Consider the following 20167-nt stretch of genomic DNA (forward strand, 5'->3'; position numbering starts at 1 on the left):
CTTATACCTCTGCCTGATCGCCGTTATTTTGTAGCCAAGCACGACGATCGTCTGCACGTTTTTTGCCTAAAAGCATATCCATCATTTCATTTGTCTTTTCATCATCATCAATGGTTAATTGCACCAAGCGACGAGTGTTTGGATCCATGGTTGTTTCACGAAGTTGAAGTGGGTTCATCTCACCCAATCCTTTAAATCGTTGCACGTTAATTTTTGCACGTTTATTACTTAAACGATCTAACACGCCTTCTTTTTCTGCTTCATCAAGGGCATAAAAGACTTCTTTACCACAGTCAATACGATACAGCGGTGGCATTGCCACATAGACGTGTCCAGCACGAACCAGAGAAGAGAAGTGCTTCAGGTATAACGCACATAGAAGAGTCGCAATGTGCAGACCATCTGAATCGGCATCGGCAAGGATACATACTTTACCATAACGTAAGCCTGATAAATCATCCGAATCAGGATCAATGCCTAACGCAACAGAAATATTGTGAACTTCTTGAGAGGCTAATACTTGGTCAGCGGATACTTCCCACGTATTTAGAATTTTACCACGCAGTGGCATTACTGCTTGGAATTCACGATCACGCGCTTGTTTTGCAGAACCACCCGCCGAGTCCCCTTCCACTAAGAAAAGTTCGGTACGAGCTAAATCTTGAATTGAACAGTCTGTCAATTTACCAGGCAATGTAGGACCTGATGCAATCTTCTTACGAACGACTTTCTTAGCCGCTCGCATACGACGGTGTGCATTGGCAATACACGCTTCAGCAATCAGTTCTGCGATTTGTGGTTTTTCGTTCAACCATAAACTAAAGGCATCTTTTACAACACCAGAAACAAATGCAGCACATTGACGTGAAGATAAACGCTCTTTGGTTTGGCCTGCAAACTGAGGATCTTGCATTTTAACCGACAAAACGTAAGCACAGCGATCCCAAATATCATCCGCCGTTAATTTCACACCACGTGGTAATAAGTTTCGAAACTCACAGAATTCACGCATTGCATCTAAAAGACCTTGGCGCATGCCATTGACGTGCGTACCACCTTGAGCGGTAGGGATAAGGTTTACATAGCTTTCAGAAACAAGCTCTCCGCCTTCAGGCAACCAAGTTACGGCCCAATCTGCAGCTTCACCTTTACCTAAGAATGCGCCCGTAAATGGGTCTTCAGGTAATAATGTATAACCACTAACGCCCTCTAATAGATAATCTTTAAGACCATCTTCATAGCACCATCTATGCTCTTTATCGTTTACTTTGTCTTTAAAAACAATCTCTAAACCTGGGCATAATACGGCTTTAGCTTTTAGATTATTAATAAGACGAGTCACTGAGAACTTCGGTGAATCAAAATAGCTTGTATCAGGCCAGAAATGTACGCTAGTACCACGATTACGACGGCCACAAGTGCCTACAACCGTTAAATCAGAAACCTTATCGCCATGTTCAAACGCAATTTCGTAGATCTCACCATCACGGCGAACCGTCACTTCTACACGCTTTGACAAGGCATTTACTACCGAGATACCAACCCCGTGCAAACCACCTGAGAATTCGTAGTTTTTACCTGAGAATTTACCACCAGCATGTAACTTACAAAGGATCAGTTCAACACCTGATACTTTCTCTACCGGATGGATATCAACAGGCATACCACGTCCATCATCAATCACTTCTAAAGATTGATCGGCGTGTAAAATTACTTCAACTTTTTTCGCATGTCCGGCTAAGGCTTCATCGACACTGTTATCTATAACTTCTTGCCCTAAATGGTTTGGGCGAGTTGTGTCGGTATACATACCAGGACGGCGACGAACGGGCTCAAGGCCATTTAGAACCTCTATGGCTCCTGCATTATATTGTTCAGTCATATCTCGGAAGGCTTCTTAAAATTTGTCACATAGTCTGAAAGGGAAGGAGGAAAGTCAAGTAAACGACCCTATTCCACTCTAAATATGTGGCTTTGTATTAAAGATTGTATAGATACTGTGTCTCTAGCGTAGAGAAAGCGTAACTATAAATTTAGAAATTGAATAATTTGTTCGGGGTAACGCTCAAAATCAACAAAACTGTGGTCACCCTCTTTTTCTATTGTTTGTTTACAGGCTGAATATTTGTCTACTGCTTGTCGATAATCAAGCACTTCATCGCCTTCTTGCTGTAATAACCATAAAGAACTCGGGGTATCGATCGTATCGACACGTAATGAAGATAGCTCTTTCATGTGCTTTTCTTCAAGGAAATATTCTTCTTTTGTATACGGGTTTACTTGAGTTCCTAAATAGCCCGCAAGTAATTCATAAGGTTTTACGGCAGGGTTAACTAACACCGCTTTAAATCCATAACGATGATTTAACCACGTTGATAAATACCCTCCAAGCGAACTGCCAACTAAGCCTATTTGATATTCAGTTTGATATATTTCAACAAGTTGAATTAAATATTGAGCGGCTTCTTCTGGATAAGAAGGCAATCGAGGTGTTATCACTTTAATGTCTGGACGTTGCGCTTCACAATAACGAGTCATGACTTGCGCTTTATGAGATAACGGAGAGCTGTTAAACCCATGAATATATAAGAGTAGGCTTGGTTTTTTCACTTAATAACCTCCAGCATCACTGTCAGCAGAAAAATCACAATTCTCTAAACGGTATACTTGCGTCTCAATTTTCCCATCAGGCAATAAGTCCAATGTTCTCCAACCTGGAGCTTGTGAGTCTAGAGCAAAATCGTCTGAATCAGGAAGAAATTGAACACAAGTTGAAGGGGTAGCAAGTAATCTGACACCATTAACAATACGATCAAGTTCTTGATGAATATGACCACAAACAATACCACTTACATTGTTATGCTGACCAACAACAGTCCAAAAGTCATCATTGTCTTTTAGCTGATGCTGATCAAGCCACGCGCTACCAGCAGGTAGTGGATGATGATGCAGTAGTATTAATGAGTAACGATCTGGATTTTGAGATAATGCGCTATCAAGTAAGTCTAATTGCTGTTGTGACAAGGCACCATGAGGCACGCCTACCACTTGACTGTCCAAGATGATTAATTGCCAATGCTGACCAATAAATAAATGTTCACAAGCTTGGATTTGAGAGGATGGCAGTACCCCACCCATACTAGGTTTATAGTCATGATTACCAGGCAACCAATAACATGGTTTAACCAATGGTTTAATTCCATCAACGAAATGCTGATATGACGGCACAGTATGATCTTGAGATATGTCGCCCGTTGCGATAATCGCATCAAAATTTGGCGTGCGTTGCTGTACCTGTTCAACAACAGTTTGAAAACTTTTTAATGTAGGTACACCAAGAAGCGCCCCATTTTCAGGCGCAAACAAATGCGTATCTGTTATCTGTAACAACCGAACTGGGCCGTTTTCGTTATTTAATAATGTTTCCGAGAGCAAAATAGCTACAACCTTTTAATTCTTTTCTAAAAAAATGGGCTCTTGGCTAATCCCATTTTTCAAACAAAACGTTAGCCAGTCACTTAAGAACTGGTTTAATTGATGCTTTTCATCTTTTTGAAGCATCTTCCCATTCGGGTAATCATATTTCGCTTTAATATACGCAAGCTGCTGGCTTGCACACACTTCTGCTACTCTGGCATCGTGATAAAGTCGAACCGTTAACTTTGGAAGTGGGTATATTGGCTGTTCATCTATTTGATAAACTTCAACTAATGTTGTATATACCGTCACCTCGAGTACCTTAATCTGATACTGCTGCTTACATACTTTATAACTTGCAAGTTCGCCAATTATTTCATTTCTTGGCAAAAGTGAAACTAATTTCGCGTAATTAGTTTCATATATACGCATCAAGCTCGATAAATCGACGTGATATTTACGCATGTTATAGTGAATTCCACTGTGATCGTAAGCGTGAAACATTCAATTCTAACCATTGAAGCGCAATAATTGAGGCCGCATTCTCAATTATGCCACGAGTGACTAGCTCATAGGCTTTCTCTCTTGTCACAACGTGTACTTTAATGTCTTCGCCTTCTTCTTCTAAACCATGAATACCTGTTGCTTTAGAAGCGTCAATACAACCAACAAATACATCTAACTGTTCTGAACACCCGCCAGATGAAGGATAAAAATGCGAGATTTTTTCTAAACAAGACACGCTAATACCGGCCTCTTCATTCGCCTCTCGAATCGCAACTTGCTCGGCAGTTTGGTCTTTATCTATCATTCCTGCCACGATTTCATATTGCCAAGGAGAATTAGAGCCTAAGGCACCAACGCGAACCTGTTCAATCAGAACGACTTGGTCTGTGATAGGGTCATAAGGCAATAAAGCCACAGCATGGCCTCGTTCAAAAAGCTCTCGCTCTATCACTTCGCTCCAGCCACCACGAAACAGTCGATGACGAAAAGCGATATTAGTCATTTTAAAAAAACCATTATACAAAGATTCTTTCGACAAAACGTCAACATCATCAGCGGTAAATTGATTTGATAGTGCGATATTCGATGATGTTTTCATTCTTATTCCCTAAATCTTCTGTTCCGTTTTATCACTCATCATACAGAGCAACAATTTTTTAACTCGTTTTTTTTGATAATGCTTACATTTTTTTTAGAGGCTTTCCACAATATTTAGATGATACTAATCGTACAAACGTAAAAAAACGTAATCTTTACAGCCAGAGTCTAGAGAGATAAGGTACACTCTATAGACTATATTATATAAAACAATTTTGCGGGACAAACCACCATGAGAAAACTGCTTCCACTCTTTATTGGAATGGCACTAGGTAGTTTCAGCTCTTTAGCTGCTGCCGATGACCTTGCGCAAGTATACAATCAAGCTAAAGAAAACGATCCTCAATTACTAAGAGCTGCTGCAACTAAAGATGCGGCTTTTGAAGCGGTAAATTCTTCGCAAAGTTCTCTATTGCCACAGATTGATTTAACTGCGGGTTATAATATCGTTCGTAGCGATTTAGATAGCCGTGAAAACGATCGTCTAACTGCAGGTATTAACCTTTCTCAAGAGCTATACCAACAATCAAGCTGGGTTAGTTTAGACATTGCAGAAAAAAGTGCTCGCCAAGCCGATTCTGCTTATGCTGCAGAACAACAAGGTGTGATTTTACGTGTTGCTCAAGCCTACTTTGATGTATTACGCGCTAACGATAGCCTTGAATTTGTTCGTGCAGAAAAAGCAGCGGTTGGTCGTCAACTAGAACAAACTAAACAACGTTTTGATGTGGGTTTGTCTGCAATTACCGATGTTCATGATGCACAAGCACAATACGACAGCGTATTAGCCAATGAAGTATTAACTGAAAACCAATTGGTAAACAGTTATGAAGACCTTCGCGTTATCACAGGCCAAGGCCACACAGAACTAAGCGTACTAGATACTGAGCGTTTCTCAGCAAGCCCATCTGACCAATCATCAGATAGCTTAATTGATGAAGCCCAACAGAAGAACCTAAGCTTACTTGCTTCTCGTATCAATGCTGATATTGCAAAAGATAATATTTCATTAGCAAGCTCTGGTCATATGCCATCTTTAACCTTTGATGCTGGATATAACTACACAGATCAAGGTAATAGCGCTAACGACTTTGATTCAAGTGATATCAATGCCGGTATTAACTTGTATATCCCACTGTACTCTGGTGGTAACACAAGTTCATTAACTAGCCAAGCTGAATTCCAATACGTTGCAGCAAGCCAAGATTTAGAAGCAACTTACCGTGATGTAACTAAAAACGTTCGTGCATTTAACAACAACATCAATGCCTCTATTGGCGCATTGAAAGCGTACGAGCAAACAGTTATCTCTGCAAAATCAGCATTAGAAGCAACAGAAGCTGGCTTTGATGTTGGTACACGTACTATTGTTGATGTATTAGATTCAACACGTCGTTTATATGATGCAAACCGTAACCTAGCAAACGCTCGTTACGACTACATCATTAGTGTCCTTCAACTAAAACAAGCGGTTGGTACACTAAGTGAGCAAGATATCATTGATATTAATGCTGGCTTAAAAGCGAATAAAACAACTCAAGCACAATAATCTTATGTCATCTACCTTCTTAGTAAGATAGATGATAGTAGACGTAAAAAAGCCACATTAATCACTTAATGTGGCTTTTCTTTTAAGGCTTAGTTGAGGTTAACCTCTACCACCTTTAATCGCTTCAATAATACCTGTGGTTGAGCAGCCATCTTCAAAGTTCAATACTTTTACTTCACCACCTGCAGCAATCACCTCTGCACCACCTGCGATATCTTCAATCGCATAATCGCCACCTTTCACCAACATCGTTGGTAATACTGCCGCGATTAAGCGTTGTGGGGTATCTTCTGAGAAAGGAACAACCCAATCAACCGCACCTAAACCAGCCAATACCGCCATACGACGATCCGTTGGGTTGATAGGGCGACCAGGGCCTTTCAAGCGCTGTACTGATTCATTCGTATTAACCGCAACAATTAAGCGATCACCTAATTCTGCTGCATGGTTCAAATAAGAAACATGACCGGCATGTAAGATATCAAAACAACCGTTTGTCATGACAACTCGCTCACCACGCTCACGCGCTTGTTTTACCGCATTGATTAATTGGTCTTCACCAATAATGCCAAAACCAGAATCTTGACTACCGTGAATCGCTTCTGCTAATTCAATCGTTGATAATGTTGATGTACCCAGTTTACCAACCACAACACCAGCAGCAGCATTGGCTAATGCACACGCTTCATCAAGTGGTTTGCCAGTAGATACAGAAGCGGCTAATACCGAAATAACCGTATCACCCGCACCAGTAACATCAAATACTTCACGCGCTTGCGTAGGTAAATGTAACGGAGCCATATCACGGCGAAGCAAAGTCATACCGTGCTCACTACGTGTTACTAATAGCGCTTCAAAATCAAATTCTTCAATAATTTGCTGGCCTTTAGCTACTAAATCATCTTCGTCTTTTACTTTGCCAACAACCGTTTCAAACTCCAGCATGTTTGGTGTTAATAATGTAGCACCACGGTAGCGTTCAAAATCAGCCCCTTTTGGATCGATAAATACAGGAACATTGACTTTACGTGCTTCTTGGATCATTAACTGAACGTGCTCTAATGCCCCTTTTGCATAATCAGACAATACAACCGCTTTTACTTTTGATAGTGTTGCTTGCATACGGCTGATTAACGGTTCCGCAGGTACGTCATGGAAGCTTTCTTCAAAATCCAAACGAATCAGCTGTTGACCACGGCTCATTACTCGTAATTTTGTAATTGTTGGAAACTCAGGAAGCGCCACAAAATCACAATGCACTTTTAATGATGCTAATGTCGCTGTTAATGCTTTGGCTGGTTCATCATCACCAACAAGACCAACAAGGTGAGCATCGCCGCCTAACGCTGCAATATTCATCGCTACGTTCGCTGCGCCACCTGGACGCTCTTCAATATTATTAACTTTAACCACAGGTACTGGAGCTTCTGGTGAAATACGAGTTGTTGGTCCGCCCCAATAGCGGTCAAGCATTACATCACCAACAATCAATACACCGGATTGATCGTAATTAGGAAGTGTTGGTTTCATTCTTTTCTCCGGGTAATAAACAGCAAATCATCTACCATTATTGGTTTGTGCTATCTATCAAAATCATCTGTTATAAATGGTAGCATTTACGCAAGTTCTGCGCCAACTTAGAAATAATAAACTCAAGGTTAAGTAATATTTACTCACCAAACCATTGATTCCAAGCGGTAACGACTGCTTGTCGCTCTTCGATAAAACTGGCATCAGCAACATCGGCATCGAAACCCAATAAGTTACGATGATGGATCTCATTTCTCATAACACAATAAGCATGGATCAAAGATAAAGATAACTCCTCACTCATCACATCCTGCTCAGCAAAACTTTCAAAAATACGAACATTGTCAGACCATCGGGTTAGTTTTGGCGCTTGGTGAGCGTGATTTAACACTAAGTATTGGGCTAAAAACTCAATATCAGTAATCCCCCCCGCATCTTGCTTCAACATAAAGCGTCCCGTTTTCTTTCCGCCTAAATGATCTCGCATTTTTTCACGCATTTCGACAACATCTTTCTGTAGTTTCTTCTCATCTCGCTCTAAACAGAGGATCTCATGTCGCGTTGTATTAAACGCCGATTGTAACGCCGTATCACCATAGATCATACGAGCACGAACTAAAGCTTGATGTTCCCATGTCCACGCATCTTCTCGTTGGTACTCATCAAAGGCTTCGCTAGTACTGACTAACAGACCTGATGCCCCTGATGGACGTAAACGAGTATCGACTTCATACAAAATACCAGAAGAGGTACGTACAGAGAAAATATGAATAATACGTTGCGCTAATCGTAAGTAGAACTGACGGCCATCGATCTCTTTTTTACCATTGGTGTACGTATTCACATCGCAATCGTGCATAAATACGATATCAAGATCGGAGTTATACCCTAGCTCCCAGCCTCCCACTTTACCATAGCCAATCACCGCAAAACCTTTGCTGTCTCGTCCCTCAAGATGAGTTGGCTCACCAAATTTTTCAGTCACTTGTAACCAAGCTTGATTAACCACCGCTTCAACAATCGCTTCTGATAAGTAAGTTAAGTGGTCACTTACTTTCATTAAAGAGAGTCCACCAGCAATATCTGATGCGGCTATTCTTAATAAACAGACTTGCTTAAATTGACGTAAAGCCTCCATCTGCTGTTCCATATCATCTTCTGGAATACGAGCAAGAAACTCATTTAATTCAATTTTATATTGGCTCAACTCAATTGGGTTATAGAGTTGATTTATATCCAATAATTCATCCAAGAGTATAGGATAACGAGTCAGTTGTTCTGCCACCATAGGACTTGCAGCACACAAACGAACTAGGTGTTGTAATGCCCCATTATGCTCATCAAGCAATTCTAAATAGGTGGTTCTAGTCGCAATCGCTTGGATAAGCTTAGTTAAACGCGGTAAGGTATCACTTGCATCTTCTCGGCCAATCACAATACTGAACAATTTAGGCATTAAATGAGTGATCGCTTCACGCCCTCTTGGTCCTAATGTTTTCTTCTTCAAGTCCCCTTTGAATTCAATAATATGGCAAGTTAGTTGTTCTGCTTGGTCAGCGTTCAATTCTTGTAAAATATTCTCAAGCACTTCAGGGTTATGCGCCATGTCCCACAGCTCTACATACGACTTATCAATGCTGTTTTCGGACTCTTCTTCATCATGGCCAATTAAATTTTCAAACACAGCATGTATGGTATTCATGTGCTTTTCAATCGCACTATATAGCTCATCCCAATTAGCCATTCCCATAGCAAAAGCAAGGCGAGATTGATCTCTCTCGTCCATTGGTAATGTCTGAGTTTGCTTATCTCCAATCGCTTGTAGCAAGTTCTCTAAACGACGTAAGAAGCAATAACCCGTGGTTAAATCATCGACCTCTTGAACTGATAGCTGCCCTAACTCTTTAATTGCTACTAGTGTTTCTAATAAGCCACGCCCACGTAAAGATGGCTCTCTGCCACCACGAATAAGTTGGAATACTTGAGCGATAAATTCAACTTCTCGAATTCCACCTGAGCCAAGTTTAATATTATCGTTCAATCCACGACGACGAACTTCAGTGGTGATCATCGACTTCATACGACGCAACGCTTGAATTGCACCAAAATCAATGTAACGGCGAAAAACAAATGGGCGCAACATTTGACGAAGTTCTTGGTAATGACTGTAAGTCTCTTTGCCCATTACGCGTGCTTTGATCATTGCGTAACGTTCCCAGTCTCGACCTTGCTCTTGGTAATAATCCTCTAACGCAGCGTAACTCATGACTAACGGCCCACTCTCACCAAATGGGCGTAAACGTAAATCAACGCGATAACAGAAGCCATCCAATGTCATTTGGTCTAATGCTTTAATGATCTTTTGACCTAAACGAGTAAAAAATTGAGCATTAGCAAGGCTTCGACGAGCGCCCTCAGTCTCACCATTTTCTGGATAAGTGAAAATCAAATCAATATCAGACGAAAAGTTTAACTCTCCACCACCTAGTTTACCCATACCAATAATAAGCATAGGTTGCTCTTCACCTTGAGCATTCTTAGGTGTACCCCAATCAATACACGCTTGCTTATAAAGCCATTGATACGACTCTACAATCAAGGCTTCAGCTAATAAAGAAAGATGAGACAAACTGGTTTCTAAAGACCAATCACTTGCTGGGATATGAGAAAAGGTAAAATCACGCCATGCAATGTAAGCCATTTCATGTCGTCGAAAATAGCGAAGCTCTCGCATCAACGCATTTTCATCATTGCATTGCGATAAGTGATCTTGTAATCGAGAGCGATATTCTTCACTGCGATCAATGATTTCAAACATTGACGGGAAGCTTTGGCATAACACTTCATCTTGCTGAAATGCCTCATGCAAAAAATCACTACAACCTAAAGCGATTGATAGCTGATCCTGCAATGAATTAGGCCACTGCTCAATATGAGAAAGATGAGTTAACTCTTGTTGACGACGTTCTGCTAATGACGCTAGTGAGGATGGCAAAGACATGATATTCCTTATCGAAAATTCCTTATGATCGCCAAGTACGATCAGACTCTTGATACTGTGCCAAAAATTGTTTTTCGCCGCAAACAAAAACGCCTACAACTGAGTGTAGGCGTCAATTAAAATCAAGCGAGTGATTTAAATTTTGAAGACTTTCATCTTCGCTTCTAACTCTTCTGCATTTTTTTGCATCTCTTCAGACGTTTCTGTCAATTCAGTCATAACAACCACAGAAGCCTCAACCAATTCTCTAACATTAGTTAAGTTTTGATCCATCTCTTCTGCCACTGCACTTTGTTGATCAGCAGCGCTTGCGATTTGGAAGTTCATTTCATTAATATGGTTCACTTGATTCACAATGCTGTCTAACTCAGTGCCTGCATTAGTTACAAGCTCTACGCCTTCTGCCGCCTCAACAACACTTTTTTCCATTAACTCAACAGCCTGATTCGCACTGTTTTGCAACTGAGTGATCATCTCTTGAATTTCAACCGTTGCACCTTGTGTACTCTGCGCTAAGTTTCTCACCTCATCGGCAACAACCGCAAAACCTCGCCCTGCATCACCGGCACGAGCTGCTTCAATCGCCGCATTCAACGCAAGTAAATTTGTTTGCTCAGAAATACCGCGAATCGTTTCAACAACTGAACTAATCGACATTACTCTTTCTTCAACTTGATTTACCACTTCAGCAGACGCGGCAATATCACCTGATAGCGCTTGAATTTTAACGATAGTACCTTCAACAAACTCTTGACCAACTTTCGCTTGTACTTGAGCTTGCTCTGTTCCTGTTGATGCATTACGAGCATTATCCGCTACATTTTGTACGGTTGAATTCATTTCGCTCATCGCTGTTGCTAATTGATCAATTTCAGCAAATTCTTCTTGAGCGGCTTCTTTTGTTCCTTCCATACTAATCGTCATCACTTCAGTTAAACTAGCCAACTCTTGAGACGCTGATAATTGAGTTTCCACGACTGATTTAAGCTGAAGGCGAGTTTTATTTAGCTCTCTTGCTAAATCACCAAATTCATCTTTACAGCTCATCTCTACTGGTTCAGAAAGATTTTGAGCGGCAATCTGTTTCATTGAAGTGTTTAAATACTTCATTTGACGCAACATAATGCTTGAGGCACCTAATAAAATAACCATGAAAGCAACAATCATGACTATCGTCTGCCAAATCACTTGGTATAAGTAATCTTGATAATACTGTTCTGCACCGTCTGAGCTTTGAGAGGCAACCACCACCCAGTTATGATTAGGCACTTTAACTGCAAATTCATAACGAGAATAATCATTCATCGAATACGCTTGCTGAGAAGATAAGCTACCAATAAGCTGCTTTAATGAAGCGCCATTATCTAGAGAGTCAGACAGTGAAGAGAGAGATTGAATTGATTTATGACCAAAAACGGTGCCGCTATCACGATCAATCACATAGATATAATTGCCCTGAGACCATGCTTTTGCTTGAACACTGATCGCTTCACCAGCCAATTCTTTACCATTAGGCTTATGATTTAAAATTCCATTAATCAATTCAGCGTTAGCAATGGCGGATTCTTGAGCTTTTTCTTTCTGAATAGCAATTACTGATTGGTAAAAGGTATTTGCATCCCACAGCTGCTTGGTTACTAACAGTGCAGTACTAAATACCATTAAAATGACCAATTTTGGCACTAATTTAATATCAGTGACCAGCCTTTCCCATGGCCTAAACGTTATTGCAGACATAGTCTTTCCCCACTACCTTTCAGAATCGATTTTTTTAGTGCATGATTAATAGCTTCAATCATCATTTAAACACTCTTTAATATTATATCGATGGATACCCATAAATAATTAGTATGAATCATAACAAAATTGACCTTAACCCCATGAGCTTAATGTCGCTGATACTCTCCTTTTTATCCTTAATTGTGATCTCAAGCCTGCTGTTTGTACCGCTAGATCACGCCAGTCGTACTATGTTAATCACACTCGACACCATTATCTGTGCCCTCTTTCTCTTTCAGCTCAGCCTTGATTTGTTTCGCAGTAAGCACCGTCTCCAATATTTAAAAGAACATTGGATCGATTTCGTAGCAAGTATTCCAATCATTGAACCCATTCGTTATGCACGCATTTTTCATATCTTACGTATTTTTCGCTTACTTCGTTCTAGCCAGTCTGTATTAAAGCAGATCCAATCCAATCGAAAAGAAGCCACTATTGCCTCTATTTTAGTTTTAATGGTTACTCTGATTTCTTTAGGCTCTGTTTTTATGCTGATGTTTGAAAGGTCAAATCCTGATGCCAATATACATACCGCAGGAGATGCCATATGGTGGGCCTTTGTCACTATATCAACCGTTGGTTATGGTGATCACTATCCTGTCACTGTTGCGGGAAAAGTTTTAGCGGTGTTGATTATTTTATCTGGTGTGGGGATTTTCGGTATGATCTCAGGCTTAATAACCTCAATTATTACCGAGCCGGCAAAAAATGAAGAACGCAAGAATAGAGAAAAAGAAAAGCAGTGTCGAGATGAGAAATTAAACTTACTTTTACAGCAGCAGAATGAGATCCTAAAAAGATTAGCATCCATTGAGAATAAAAAAGAGAAGTAATTACATCAGAATAATTTAATCACTTCTCTTTGTATTTAGGGTATCAACCTAAAAATGTAGGTTGGAATAAACCATTATTGCCAATAAGGGGGGTACTCTAAGCCTGCTTGGCGAGTTTGTTCCATAGCATGTAAAATAGAGCGTTCTTGTCTTAGTAACCAGCGCTCTAACTGCTCTCGCTCTTCAGCATCATCTAATAACTGAACACGAGTCCGTAAAGGCTCTAAACTCATTAAATCATCAATACCTTGTAAAAGATCAAGCCAAGGTAAGCGGAAACCTTTTCTTCGGTCATCATCATAAATAAGCGCAAAACAAGTGCCCGTCATTAAGTTACGACGTAAACGCATTTTTAATTTGAAGTAATCGGTCGGTAATAGCTGATTGGATACAGAGAAAGCCTCATCTAACGCTTCCCAAGTTCGATCCAGTAACACCCCAGAATGACTGTCTATTGATTCTTGTAATTGCTGACGCTTTTTATCATCTAAGAAAGGCTGCCAATCTCGCGTTAATATCCAACGACTCAAATCAAGCAATAACCCACAGTAACGAGATGAGACTAATAACATCAGCATCTCTTCTGTATTCGGCAGTGATTTCTCACTCTCTTTCAGGCTGGCTACCAAGAATTTACGTGCATCTAGCTTTCGTAATACATGCCCTTTTTCTTCAATTAAATAAGCTAAGTGGTCTGATTCATCAAGCCAATGCAACTCTTCTTCTAACCATTTAAGCTCTTGGCGTAATCGCTCACTAGCACGCTTTGGTACCATTTCGCCAAAAACTAGAAAAATTTGACGTAAAAATGCGATCGCAATACGAATTTCTTGTAGCGCTAATTGGTTTTGAGTATCGATGTAAATTTGTTCATGATAATGCCAATGAGAAAGTGCATACTCCAACGAATTAACAAAGCACGTCTCCACACTATCTGTTGATTCTGTTTTGACCAATGAAAGTGGTTTGACTTTATCCGCAGGTGCGTTCATTGCTAAACGGTAACCTTTTGCAGCTTTACTTTGATTGCCTAAACGCATCCCACCAGAACTGCATAAGTCTCTAGCCAGAGTAAATAACGCATCGGTCTGGCCTGATTTTAATTCTAATTCTACTTCGCAGATAGGAGTCGTTCGATCGCCTGCAATTACTTCACCTTGATCAAACGCCAGTTCAATCTCACTACCATCAGGCATTTCAATTAACCACTGCTTACGAACAAAGTTCGTTGAAAACAAAGGAGAAAGTTGTGATTGAAGATCTGCCAAAGCGATATCACTAGGCCAAGCATCTTGAGGATGTAAATACACATTAGGGACATCACAGTCATGTTCAGCATTGTATTCTGGACGCTGGTGCAACCCTGCTACCACACGACCTGCCGTTTTTAATGTTTGTGTTCGTTCATCATTAAATCGACGAATACGTAACCCAGTATCGTGTTTACGAAGATGCTGCTCTGGGGTGTCAAAATAGATGTTTCCTAAATTTAAGCAACTATGCTCAATGACTTTTGCTCCTGATATTTTGTCTATAATTGTGTCGACAAACTCAGGAAAAACAAAAAATTTTAGTTCGATTTCAGTTTCCATAATGACCTCATAACCGTTGTCTTTCCAAGGATATGGCTTAAACTGTTCGGTATCAAGCTAGAAATAACGCCCAAACCATGATCTAAAGTAGTTTTATTGATAGTGGGATTGGGTTAACATTCGCGCCTTTGTGGCCATCGTCTAACAATTCACCATTAGGTGTTTGTTTTATTAGGTTAAGAAACCATGCCAGTAAATACTATTATGGGGTTATTCGCCAAGTCCCCAATGAAACCTTTGCAGCGTCACGTTGTTTGTGTCAATGAATGCTGCTCACTTCTTGTTCCGTTTTTCGAAACGTGTGCAAAAGGTGACTGGGAAAAAGCGAGTGAACTTCGTGCGCAAATTTCTCATCTAGAGAAAGAAGCGGATGTTCTAAAACGTGAAATTCGTTTAAAACTTCCTCGTGGGTTGTTTATGCCAGTTGATCGTACCGACATGCTCGGTCTGTTAACTCAGCAAGATAAACTCGCAAACCTGGCTAAAGACATCGCAGGTCGCGTTGTTGGTCGTCAACTTGAAATTCCAAGCTCTATGCAGGATGCATTTTTAGCTTATGTTCAACGCTGTTTAGATGCGGCTAATCAAGCGCAAGAAGTAATCAGTGAATTGGATGAGCTATTGGAAACAGGCTTTAAGGGACGAGAAGTCACTTTGGTTGCTGAGATGATCAATAAGTTAGACATCATTGAAGATGATACTGACGAATTGCAAATTCAACTGCGCCAGCAACTCATGAGCATCGAGCACAAATACAACCCAATCGATGTTATGTTCCTTTATAAAATTCTTGAGTGGGTTGGTGGCATTGCTGACCAAGCACAGCGTGTAGGTTCTCGTTTAGAACTCATGCTATCTCGCTCATAAGTTTCTGATTCAGTAACAGGTAATACAATGGATATTCTTGCTAACTACGGCACGACCCTTATTTTAGTTGCGGCCTTCTTCGGCTTCCTTATGGCGATTGGTATTGGTGCAAATGATGTTGCCAATGCGATGGGCACCTCAGTTGGGTCTAAAGCACTAACAGTAAAACAAGCGATCATCATTGCAATGATCTTCGAATTTGCAGGGGCATACCTTGCAGGTGGTGAAGTTACAGATACAATTCGTAAAGGGGTAATTGATACCTCTCTTTTCGCCCATCAGCCTGAAGTATTAGTTTACGGCATGATGTCAGCGCTTCTTGCTGCAGGTACTTGGTTATTGCTTGCGTCTTACATGGGCTGGCCGGTATCAACAACTCACTCTATTATCGGTGCAATCATCGGTTTTGCGTGTGTTGCAGTAGGTACTGAAGCGGTTGATTGGAACTCAGTTCAAGGTATCGTAGGGAGCTGGTTAATCACTCCTCTCATATCCGGTATTTTTGCTTACATGATCTTTATCAGTGCTCAGCGACTGATATTTGATACTGATAAGCCATTAATGAATGCTAAGCGTTTTGTTCCGGTATACATGTTCATCACCACTATGGTTATTACACTTGTTACTATCAAGAAAGGTCTAAAACACGTTGGTCTACATTTAAGTAATGGCGAAGCATGGGTTGCATCTGCAGGCGTATCAGCATTAGTAATGGTTGGTGGTTATCTGTATATCTCTCGTAAATTTGCAAATACGGTAAATGATGAGAAAGACAGCCGTGGCTTTACTGGCGTAGAAAGTATCTTCAGTACATTAATGGTTATTACCGCGTGTGCTATGGCATTTGCTCATGGCTCTAACGATGTTGCTAATGCGATTGGTCCACTATCTGCTGTTGTTTCAACCGTTGAGCACATGGGTGAAATCACAACGAAAAGCACAATTGCTTGGTGGATTCTTCCTCTAGGTGGTATTGGTATCGTTGTTGGTCTTGCAACATTAGGCCACAAAGTAATGGCAACCGTTGGTACAGGTATTACTGAACTAACACCAAGCCGTGGCTTTGCTGCACAGTTAGCAACTGCTTCTACTGTGGTATTAGCATCAGGTACTGGTCTTCCAATCTCAACGACACAAACGTTGGTTGGTGCTGTACTAGGTGTAGGTTTTGCTCGTGGTATTGGTGCCCTAAACTTAGGTGTTGTACGTAATATCGTAGCGTCTTGGGTTGTTACCCTACCAGCAGGTGCATTGCTAGCCGTAGTTTTCTACTACGCAATGCAAGCAATCTTCGGTATCGGCGTTAGCGCATAAGCTTAATCAATTTTGAAACAATTGCACAAAGAGGAGAGTAAAATCTCCTCTTTTCTTGCATCTGGGCCCAAATATTTTTAGTATCTATACCTTCGTTTGAATCGATGATAATGCATGAATTAATAAATTGGTGTGTAACGGTTCAGGATCCATTTTTCAAAGGAATATTATTGTGAAGCATTTTATTAGCCTAATTTTACTCGCTTGGGCTATTGCTACGCCAGCGCAAGCTCAAACTCGTTATATTTCTGATAACCTGTTTACGTACATGCACTCAGGTCCAAGTAATCAATACAAGATCATTGGTAGCGTAAATGCGGGTGAACGCATTACTCTATTAAGCAGTAATAAAAACTCTGGTTTCACACAAATCGTGGATACCAAAGGCCGTAAAGGTTGGGTTGAAACTAAGTTTGTTTCTCGTCAAGCAGGTCTTGGTGAGCGTTTACCTAAAGTTGAAGCCGAACTGACGTCAGTTAAAACACAACTGGCCAATGCTCGTAAAGCGGCAAATGATGAGAAAGCAGGTTTAGCTGATAGCCTGACTCAACGTAACCAACAAATGCAAGATTTAGAGCAAAGCTACAGCGATGTTAATAACCAATTGGTTAGCTCTCAATCTGAAATTCGTGAATTACGCGCTAAGCTAGATACACAAAAAGAAGACTTATTACTTAAGTACTTCATGTACGGCGGTGGTGTTGCTGGTATTGGTCTATTATTTGGCCTTTTACTTCCTCACATGATCCCAAGCCGTAAGAAGAAACAAAACGGTTGGTCTTAATCACTCTTGATAACTAACAACTATTGATAACTAACAACTATTGATAACTAACAACTATTGATAACTAATCAATAAATGATAGATACAAAAAAGCTCAGATAATTCTGAGCTTTTTTATGCCTGCTAAACAATAATCCCTTATCCCTTCCATTCATACAATGCGGGAATCTCTATTTTCTGACCTTTAAACTCAATCACTACATTTCTAGGATTAATTTCTAATAGAGAAATAGACGGTGTAATGCTGCCTCCAACATTCACTTCTTTGCCATTCACCTTGATCCAGCGGCGACTTGGTTTTGAAGTATAGTTATGAGTTTGAAAATTTAACGCAGGTAAACGACCCACAAGCTGAGAACCGCTTTTCTCTAATTGAAGATAACCATCACTTTGTATTGGTTCTGGGTTTTCTTCCATTTCGTATTCTGCTGACTCACTTAAAATAGATTCAAATCGTGCCGCTAATTCTGGTGACAATCCTGACAAATCTAGATCATCAATATCCAATAATTGCTCCTGTTCTGACGCTGTATTTTCAGTAATCTCTTTACTTTTTGACGCAGAAACTCCTCTAAACGACTCAATTGAATTTACTTTTTTCGACGATTCTTTCAAACCAGTTAATGATAGCTCTTGAGCTCGTAGTGGTAACTTCACAGTTTCTAATATTGGTAATGACAATACCGTATAGGTCGGCTTATAAGGCTCTAATTCCTGTTGAGACGCTTTATAATGAGGCAATGACAGGTAGCTAGATATCATCAACGGAGGAAGCACCGCAATTGAGCCTAATACCCATAAAGGAAAGCGAGAAGACGACATTTACTTATCTCCTTGAAGCAAAGGCGCATCAATATTAACAACACTGTCTAACCACATTAAGGTACTTGATCCTACAACTCCATCGGTAGCTAACCCAAATATTTCTTGGAATTCTTTCACTTGTTGCTCTGTCTCTTGATTAAATTTGTCTGAATCACTAAACGGTTGTTCCAATGCAAAAGACAGTAAACGATTCAACTCTAGGATCGCTTTTCCTTTATCACCACGCTTCATCGCTCGTTCAGTAATGATTGGTTTTTTCCACAACTGGATATAAGCGCCATTCCAATGTTGTTCAAACCATTGATGAGAAACTTCAACATGTTTAGACGGTAAAAGTAACTCCACCCCTTTAGAGTGAACACGATAAACGAGTGCTAGTAAGTCCTCACCCGTTTGTTGTTGTAACCAAACCACCGCAGGTCTATTAATCGCTAATAAATCACTCAAACTGCCATTGCTATCTAAACAATATAGTTGCGCCCTTTTTGCATTAGTACAATTCGCTTGGAACTCATTTACTGAATAACCCCATACCGACAATAACGATTGAAAAGCCTCTGATTGCGAGGAGAACCCCTCTAATGGCACCTCAATAGCAGGCTCTATAATTGGATAATGAGCATCTAAATATCGAGGTAAAAAATGATAACTTCCCACACTCAACACTAAAGATAACCCTACCGCGATCATCGTTGGTGCCCATGATGCAGGATTTTTATGTCTTACCCCTTCACTTTCAACCTGCCAATCTAGCACTAATTCACAAGCTCGAATAACAGCTTGGTTATCTACACTCTGCTTGCCCTTTTGGTAGCTAACCCACAATGCTTTATCACACAGTAGGTTGATCACTCGAGGGATGCCATTAGAGTGACGAGCAATTTTCTTTATGGCAGAAGATGGAAACAGTGACAGCTCTCCGCCTGCAATCGTCAAACGGTGCTGTATATAAGATTCAATCTCTTGAGGTGTTAAAGGCAATAAATGATATCGTGCCGTAATACGTTGTGCGAGCTGACGTAAATTCGTTTGCTGTAACTTCTGTTGTAACTCAGGTTGGCCAATCAATAACACTTTTAATAACTTATCACGGTCTGTTTCAAAGTTAGTGAGTAAACGTAATTGCTCCAATACATCTGGGCCTAAATGCTGCGCTTCATCAATAGCAACGATAGTCTGAAAACCTTTCTCTCGCTCTGCTTTAAGAAAATAAACAATATTGTCGGTTAACTGTTTTAACGACGCCTTTTCAGAATAAGAAATCTCAAGCTCATCACAGATCGCCTCTAATAACTCTTGAGCGCTGAACATAGGGTTCAAAATTAAAGCAAGATGCACATTACTGTCTAATTGAGAGAATAGTGCGCGTGATACGGTCGTCTTACCCGTACCGACTTCTCCGGTTAATAACGCAAACCCACCGCCTTCTCCTAATCCCGACAATAAATAATTCAGCGCCTCTTTATGACGTTCACTCAAATAGAGAAAACGTGCATTAGGTGTCATTGAGAACGGAAGCTCATTAAAGCCAAAAAAATCTTGGTACATAAGAATGGTGTTTGTCCTATCAGG

Annotated in this window: 16 protein-coding genes; 5 read left to right on the top strand and 11 right to left on the bottom strand. The window is 40.5% G+C overall.

Annotated elements, in window-relative coordinates; translation table 11 throughout:
* Position 1: 1 nt before the first annotated feature.
* The 5 genes from parE to nudF form a co-directional block, all read right to left on the bottom strand.
* Positions 2-1882, bottom strand: coding sequence for a DNA topoisomerase IV subunit B (gene parE / locus ED622_RS09725; RefSeq protein WP_122033692.1), 1881 nt, complete (start codon positions 1880-1882; stop codon positions 2-4).
* A gap of 143 nt (positions 1883-2025) precedes the next feature.
* Positions 2026-2610 carry an esterase YqiA gene (gene yqiA, locus ED622_RS09730; protein WP_122033693.1) on the bottom strand — a complete coding sequence of 195 codons (585 nt, stop codon included), beginning with the start codon at positions 2608-2610 and terminating at the stop codon, positions 2026-2028.
* Positions 2611-3435 (bottom strand): 3',5'-cyclic-AMP phosphodiesterase, encoded by an 825-nt coding sequence (cpdA, locus tag ED622_RS09735; protein WP_122033694.1) that lies wholly within the window; start codon positions 3433-3435, stop codon positions 2611-2613.
* A gap of 15 nt (positions 3436-3450) precedes the next feature.
* Positions 3451-3882, bottom strand: coding sequence for a DUF1249 family protein (locus ED622_RS09740; RefSeq protein ID WP_162922499.1), 432 nt, complete (start codon positions 3880-3882; stop codon positions 3451-3453).
* Position 3883: 1 nt separating this feature from the next.
* On the bottom strand, positions 3884-4522 hold the full coding sequence (nudF, locus tag ED622_RS09745) for an ADP-ribose diphosphatase (RefSeq protein ID WP_122033696.1): 639 nt from the start codon (positions 4520-4522) through the stop codon (positions 3884-3886).
* Between the two features lie 231 nt (positions 4523-4753).
* On the opposite strand from nudF, the gene tolC reads away from it, so the two are divergent.
* The gene (gene tolC / locus ED622_RS09750) at positions 4754-6070 is read left to right on the top strand and encodes an outer membrane channel protein TolC (RefSeq protein WP_122033697.1); all 1317 of its coding nucleotides are present in this window, start codon (positions 4754-4756) and stop codon (positions 6068-6070) included.
* Positions 6071-6169: 99 nt separating this feature from the next.
* Here the strand turns inward: tolC and hldE are convergent, their stop codons facing one another.
* From hldE to ED622_RS09765, 3 genes are all read right to left on the bottom strand, one after another.
* A complete protein-coding gene (hldE, locus tag ED622_RS09755) occupies positions 6170-7600 on the bottom strand; it encodes a bifunctional D-glycero-beta-D-manno-heptose-7-phosphate kinase/D-glycero-beta-D-manno-heptose 1-phosphate adenylyltransferase HldE (protein WP_122033698.1) in 1431 nt (476 codons plus the stop codon).
* Between the two features lie 139 nt (positions 7601-7739).
* The gene (gene glnE, locus ED622_RS09760; protein WP_122033699.1) at positions 7740-10601 is read right to left on the bottom strand and encodes a bifunctional [glutamate--ammonia ligase]-adenylyl-L-tyrosine phosphorylase/[glutamate--ammonia-ligase] adenylyltransferase; all 2862 of its coding nucleotides are present in this window, start codon (positions 10599-10601) and stop codon (positions 7740-7742) included.
* Between the two features lie 135 nt (positions 10602-10736).
* Positions 10737-12338, bottom strand: coding sequence for a methyl-accepting chemotaxis protein (locus ED622_RS09765; protein ID WP_122033700.1), 1602 nt, complete (start codon positions 12336-12338; stop codon positions 10737-10739).
* 113 nt (positions 12339-12451) lie between these two features.
* Here ED622_RS09765 and ED622_RS09770 point away from each other — a divergent pair, with 113 nt between their 5' ends.
* Entirely contained in the window at positions 12452-13213 is a 762-nt protein-coding gene (locus ED622_RS09770) for a potassium channel family protein (protein WP_122033701.1), read from the top strand.
* Between the two features lie 74 nt (positions 13214-13287).
* Here ED622_RS09770 and ED622_RS09775 read toward each other — a convergent pair whose 3' ends face one another.
* Positions 13288-14805, bottom strand: a complete 1518-nt coding sequence (locus ED622_RS09775) for an inorganic triphosphatase (RefSeq protein ID WP_122033702.1) — start codon at positions 14803-14805, stop codon at positions 13288-13290.
* A 186-nt stretch (positions 14806-14991) separates the two neighbouring features.
* On the opposite strand from ED622_RS09775, the gene ED622_RS09780 reads away from it, so the two are divergent.
* The 3 genes from ED622_RS09780 (at position 14992) to ED622_RS09790 (ending at position 17770) form a co-directional block, all read left to right on the top strand.
* The gene (locus tag ED622_RS09780; protein WP_065594162.1) at positions 14992-15672 is read left to right on the top strand and encodes a TIGR00153 family protein; all 681 of its coding nucleotides are present in this window, start codon (positions 14992-14994) and stop codon (positions 15670-15672) included.
* A gap of 27 nt (positions 15673-15699) precedes the next feature.
* Entirely contained in the window at positions 15700-16986 is a 1287-nt protein-coding gene (locus ED622_RS09785) for an inorganic phosphate transporter (protein WP_122033703.1), read from the top strand.
* A 172-nt stretch (positions 16987-17158) separates the two neighbouring features.
* Complete coding sequence (locus tag ED622_RS09790; RefSeq protein ID WP_122033704.1) at positions 17159-17770, top strand: TIGR04211 family SH3 domain-containing protein; 612 nt, start codon at positions 17159-17161, stop codon at positions 17768-17770.
* 138 nt (positions 17771-17908) lie between these two features.
* Here ED622_RS09790 and ED622_RS09795 read toward each other — a convergent pair whose 3' ends face one another.
* Complete coding sequence (locus tag ED622_RS09795; RefSeq protein ID WP_122033705.1) at positions 17909-18592, bottom strand: general secretion pathway protein GspB; 684 nt, start codon at positions 18590-18592, stop codon at positions 17909-17911.
* Positions 18593-20143, bottom strand: coding sequence for an AAA family ATPase (locus ED622_RS09800; protein WP_122033706.1), 1551 nt, complete (start codon positions 20141-20143; stop codon positions 18593-18595).
* Positions 20144-20167: the final 24 nt, after the last annotated feature.

Origin of the sequence: Aliivibrio sp. EL58 (assembly GCF_900312675.1) — a bacterium.
In the GTDB taxonomy this organism is placed as follows: Bacteria; Pseudomonadota; Gammaproteobacteria; order Enterobacterales; family Vibrionaceae; genus Aliivibrio.